The sequence below is a fragment of the uncultured Rothia sp. genome (assembly GCF_937976295.1).
GTDB lineage: Bacteria > Actinomycetota > Actinomycetes > Actinomycetales > Micrococcaceae > Rothia.
Map to the genome: position 1 here is coordinate 1 of NZ_CALJRY010000148.1, position 4379 is coordinate 4379.

General features: G+C 62.3%; 6 protein-coding genes and 1 pseudogene. All 7 read right to left on the minus strand.

What is annotated here, in order from left to right:
• Window positions 1–838, minus strand: an 838-nt coding sequence (locus Q0216_RS03905; RefSeq protein WP_298593087.1) for a DNA-formamidopyrimidine glycosylase family protein, incomplete at its 3' end; no start/stop codon positions are given.
• Between the two features lie 74 nt (window positions 839–912).
• Entirely contained in the window at window positions 913–1602 is a 690-nt protein-coding gene (gene rnc, locus Q0216_RS03910) for a ribonuclease III (RefSeq protein WP_298593089.1), read from the minus strand.
• 16 nt (window positions 1603–1618) lie between these two features.
• Window positions 1619–1822 carry a 50S ribosomal protein L32 gene (rpmF, locus tag Q0216_RS03915; protein WP_005505656.1) on the minus strand — a complete coding sequence of 68 codons (204 nt, stop codon included), beginning with the start codon at window positions 1820–1822 and terminating at the stop codon, window positions 1619–1621.
• A gap of 30 nt (window positions 1823–1852) precedes the next feature.
• On the minus strand, window positions 1853–2443 hold the full coding sequence (locus tag Q0216_RS03920) for a DUF177 domain-containing protein (protein WP_366139811.1): 591 nt from the start codon (window positions 2441–2443) through the stop codon (window positions 1853–1855).
• Window positions 2444–2682: 239 nt separating this feature from the next.
• Window positions 2683–3168 carry a pantetheine-phosphate adenylyltransferase gene (coaD, locus tag Q0216_RS03925; protein WP_298593092.1) on the minus strand — a complete coding sequence of 162 codons (486 nt, stop codon included), beginning with the start codon at window positions 3166–3168 and terminating at the stop codon, window positions 2683–2685.
• A 132-nt stretch (window positions 3169–3300) separates the two neighbouring features.
• The gene (rsmD, locus tag Q0216_RS03930; protein ID WP_298593094.1) at window positions 3301–3972 is read right to left on the minus strand and encodes a 16S rRNA (guanine(966)-N(2))-methyltransferase RsmD; all 672 of its coding nucleotides are present in this window, start codon (window positions 3970–3972) and stop codon (window positions 3301–3303) included.
• A 106-nt stretch (window positions 3973–4078) separates the two neighbouring features.
• Window positions 4079–4379, minus strand: a pseudogene (locus tag Q0216_RS03935) (ATP-dependent DNA helicase RecG); the annotation flags it as partial.

Sequence of the window (4379 nt, forward strand, 5' to 3'; positions counted from 1 at the left end):
TGACGGCCTCCAGCAGTTCGCGGGTTTGGGTGGCGCTTAGGGTGCGTGCGGGCTTCGCGTAGTGCAGCCGTGCGCGCCACAGCGCCTCGTCGGCGTAAATATTGCCCACCCCGGAGATCACCGACTGGTCCAGCAGCACCTTCTTAATGCCGCTGGAGGTGCGCAGGAACTTGCGGCGCACCGCCGCGGGGTCGAAGAACTCGTCCAGCGGGTCGCGGGCAATGTGCTTGACCGCCTCGGGCACGAGAAAACGCTCGGGTACGGCGCTAAAATCGGTGCCGCCCTCGGACGCTACTTCGCCCGGCGCTACTTCATTCACTGCAAGCGCTGCGGGTACGTCCGGTACCAGCGGGCTGAGGAACATGCCGCCGAAGATGCGCTGATCCACGAAGAGCAAGCGCTGCCCAGTGTTTGTCCGATTGCTACTTGCCCGGTTGGTGCTCTCCACGCTCTCCGAATTTCCAGCCGGTCCTAGCTCGAGTGCCACGCGCAGGTGCCGCGGCTGCTCATCGAACGCCGTACGAGCCTCCGATTTGCCGTCCATATCGCCGCCCGGCTCATCGCGCACGAGCACCTGACCGCTCATGCCCAGATGCACCACGAGCGCCTCGTCGGCAAGCGTGCCGTCCGCCTCGCTCAGGGTCAGCCACAGGTACTTGCCGCGGCGGTAGGCGCCGCGCAGTGCCCTGCCGGTGAGTGCCGCCTCAAAGTGGGCGGGACCGGGCAGATGCCTGCGCAGCGAACGGGCATCAACCACGCGCACCGCCCGCACGGGGCGACCCAAGGAATGGTCGGCTAGACCTGCGCGAACGGTTTCTACCTCGGGCAGTTCGGGCATGAATCTCTCTTTCAACAGGACTGCAGAATCAAGAGCCCGCAGAGCTAGCAGACCTGCAGGATGATTGAATGAGCCTAAACCAGAACGCGGTACGCCTGCTCAGCGGCAAGGCGCTCCGCCTCCTTCTTGCTCGGACCCACACCGGTACCGGTCTGCTGGTTCGCTACAATAGCGACCGCAGTGTACACGCGCGCGTGGTCGGGGCCCTCGCCGGTGACCTCATAGCGCACGTCTCCCCAACCGCGGGCGGTGGCGAGGTTCAGCAGCTCGGTCTTCCAGTCGCGCCCAGAGTTCAGGACCTTCTCATCATCGAGCAACGGCGCAATCAGGCGCAGCACCAGGTCACGAGCCGCCTCGCGACCGCACTCCAGGTAGGTCAGACCGAAAATCGCCTCCATGGTGTCGGCAAGAATCGAGTCCTTATCGGCGCCGCCGGTGTGAATCTCGCCCTTACCGAGCAGGATGTACCGGCCCAGATCCAGGTCGCGTGCCACCTTCGCCAACGCCACCGTAGACACCACCACGTGGTGCAGCTTCACGAGCTCACCCTCGGGCAGCTCGGGGTAGCGTCGGTACACTTCTTCAGCGATCGCCAGGGAAAGCACCGAATCGCCCAGGAACTCCAGGCGCTCGTTATGCTCCACCCCGGGGTTCTCGAAGGCGTAGGAGCGGTGGGTTAGGGATAGCAAAAACGTCTCGGCGTCGATATCGACCCCGAGACGTTTACGCAACTCCCTAGTATCAACACTAGGAAATTCAGTCATAAGGATTCACCGCTTCTTAGGCGTCTGCAACCTTACGGCCCTTGTACTCCAGGAACAGGGCGTTGCCTGCAGCGTCGGTTACAACCTTTGCCTGGTGGGGCAGGCTGTAGGTCACGCGACCGTTTTCAACGGTCTTAACCAGCTGGGGCACGGATGCCTTCCACTGGGAACGGCGTGCGCGGGTGTTAGCGCGGGACATCTTGCGCTTGGGAACAGCCACAGCTATCTCACAATCTCTAGTAACAACAATTTAGTTTTCGGTATCTGCACCGAGCAGGCCCTGCAGGGCCGACCAGCGCGGATCCAACACCTCGTGATGATGCCCGGGGTCATCCTCCAGGCGCGCACCGCAATCGGCGCACAGACCCTGGCAGGTGTCCCTACAAACAGGCTGGAACGGCAGTTGAAGGATTACTGCGTCCCGCAGAGCCGGTTCAAGGTCGATGGAATCATCCTCAACGGCGTACTGCTCATCTACTTCATCTTCGGGGCCGCCAGCCGGGGCCTTCTCAAAGACGAAAAGCTCTTGAATATTGGCCGACATCTCGTAATCAATCGGATCCAAGCAGAGGCTACACTCGCCGTGTACATCCACAACGACGGAGCCGGTTACTAGGATACCATCAACAACAGACTCCATACGAATATCGAGGTCAATATCCGAACCCTCTTCCACGCCGATGAGCGTGTTACCCAGGTCTGCCGGTGCGGGCAGAACCTCAGTGAGAGTTTCCATGGTGCCGGGGCGGTGAATCAGGTTAGTGACCGATACCACCAGCGGCGATGCGTCTGCACGTGAAATGGCGTTTCTCCTTACGAAATGTATAAACCAAAGTCCCATTTTAGGGGTGGTTCGCGCGGTTAATCAAGATTAAGCGCCTTTTAAATCTCTTTAAGTGGCGCTCACCTCTTAAATATCTCCTTAAGGAGGCGCCGCGCGGCGCTTAACCGGCCGGCCGGGGACGTTGCAGAGGCGGTTAAGTGCCCGGTCGGCGGTGCGGGTTGCCGTGCCGGTGGGCTTGTCGGGAGTGTCGGGCTGGTGGTCGGGGTAGGCGCACCCCAGGTGCACACCCAGGTTGATTAGGCGTTTTTCGCGTTTTTCAGGGCGCGGGCAACCGCCTCCGGCACGAAGGGAGTCACGTCACCACCCAGCGACGCCACCTCACGAATAATCGTGGACGACACCGCACCGTAGCGGTCCTCACAGGCCAAGAACACCGTCTCAACCTGCGCCAGGTGGCGGTTCATGCTCGCCATCGGAGCCTCATAGCTGTAGTCCGTCGCCGAACGCAGACCCTTCACCAGCACCTTCGCTCCACGCTCCGCCGCGTACTCGGCAAGCAGCACGCCCGGCGGAATCGGCTCCACGCTCACACCCTCAATGCCGAGCTCCTGCAGGGATTCACGCACCAGCTGCACGCGCTCCTCCAGGGAGAAACGGTACTTCTTGGCGCTATTGTGCGCCACGCCCACAATCACCTCATCAAAGAGCTGAGCGGCGCGGGCAATGATTTCCAGGTGGCCGTGGTGCACGGGGTCAAAAGATCCGGGGCAGAGGGCAATCATGGCGGTTCCTTCACGAATAAATATCAGAGGTCGGAATGGCTAAAAGCGGGCGAATATAGGATGCGGGTTAGCGGTATGCGGGCGAGCGCAGACTGAGGCGGGAAAATTGGGCGGTGAGATGAGGCGGCGTGCTTAGGCTGCGAGCTCTTCAGCGTCCTCGCCGGATTCGTTGCCGGGCTCGTTGCCGGACTCGTCGCCCGTCTGTTCCTCCGCCTCGTCAGGCTCCACATAGTAGAGAACCGTCTCGCCGTGCTGACGGGTCGAAAAACAGTACAGGCCCTCGCCCCACACCGGCTCCGCATCGCGCGAAGAACGCTCCACCACGACCACGGCGCCCTCGGCAAGCTTGGGGGTGAGCGCCTCCAGCAACTCGCTGATCTGCTCGTTCGGCATGGCGTAGGGAGGGTCAACAAACACCAAATCCCACGGACCGGAAGCGGACTTCACGTAGGTCAGCGCCTGAGACTGCTGCACGCGCGCCGCAGAACCGGTAGCGCCAGAAGAACCAGAGCCGGTGCGTCCCATCGCCTTCTCCACCGCGGCAACATTCTTGCGAATCACCGCAACAGCCTTCGGGTACGTATCCAGCAGAGTCACGGAGGCGGCACCGCGCGAGAGCGCCTCGCAGCCCAGCGCACCCGAGCCGCCAAAAGCGTCCAGCACGCGGGCGCCACGAATAATGTCGTAGCTCTCCAGCTTGGAGAAGAGGGATTCCTTCACCCGGTCGGTCGTGGGGCGAGTGTTATCCCCCGGAACCGAGGCAAGGCGAACGCCTCCGGCGGCACCGGAAATAATACGGCTCATAGGGTCTCTCCTCTTAGCTAGTGCGGTGTGTTGACGTCACGGTTTCAGCGGCTGGCGGGCAGGGGTGGTGGGCATGGCTGGCGGGGCGTTCTGCCACGTTGGGCTCTTATCCCCTGCCGAGGAACGCCTCACGGTCAGCATCCAGGGCGCGGTCAATCGTACGCGCCAGAGACGGATGCTTAGCCAGCGTCGGGTCCTTCTCCACCACCGAGCGGGCATCCTCGCGGGCACGCTCAATAATGTCAGCATCGGCGAGCGCCCGCAAAAACCGCAGGGTACTCTTCGAGCCCGATTGTGCAGCACCCAGAATATCACCCTCACGGCGCTGCGCCAGGTCGATGCGAGAGAGCTCAAAGCCGTCCGTGGTGGAGGCGACCGCATCCAGGCGCTCGCGGGACACGCCGCCC

Excerpts from the sequence above, each read along its gene's own strand:
- rnc (WP_298593089.1), bottom strand. The coding sequence starts at position 1,602 with ATGACTGAATTTCCTAGTGTTGATACTAGGGAGTTGCGTAAACGTCTC.
- Q0216_RS03920 (WP_366139811.1), bottom strand. The coding sequence starts at position 2,443 with ATGGGACTTTGGTTTATACATTTCGTAAGGAGAAACGCCATTTCACGT.
- coaD (WP_298593092.1), bottom strand. The coding sequence starts at position 3,168 with ATGATTGCCCTCTGCCCCGGATCTTTTGACCCCGTGCACCACGGCCAC.
- rsmD (WP_298593094.1), bottom strand. The coding sequence starts at position 3,972 with ATGAGCCGTATTATTTCCGGTGCCGCCGGAGGCGTTCGCCTTGCCTCG.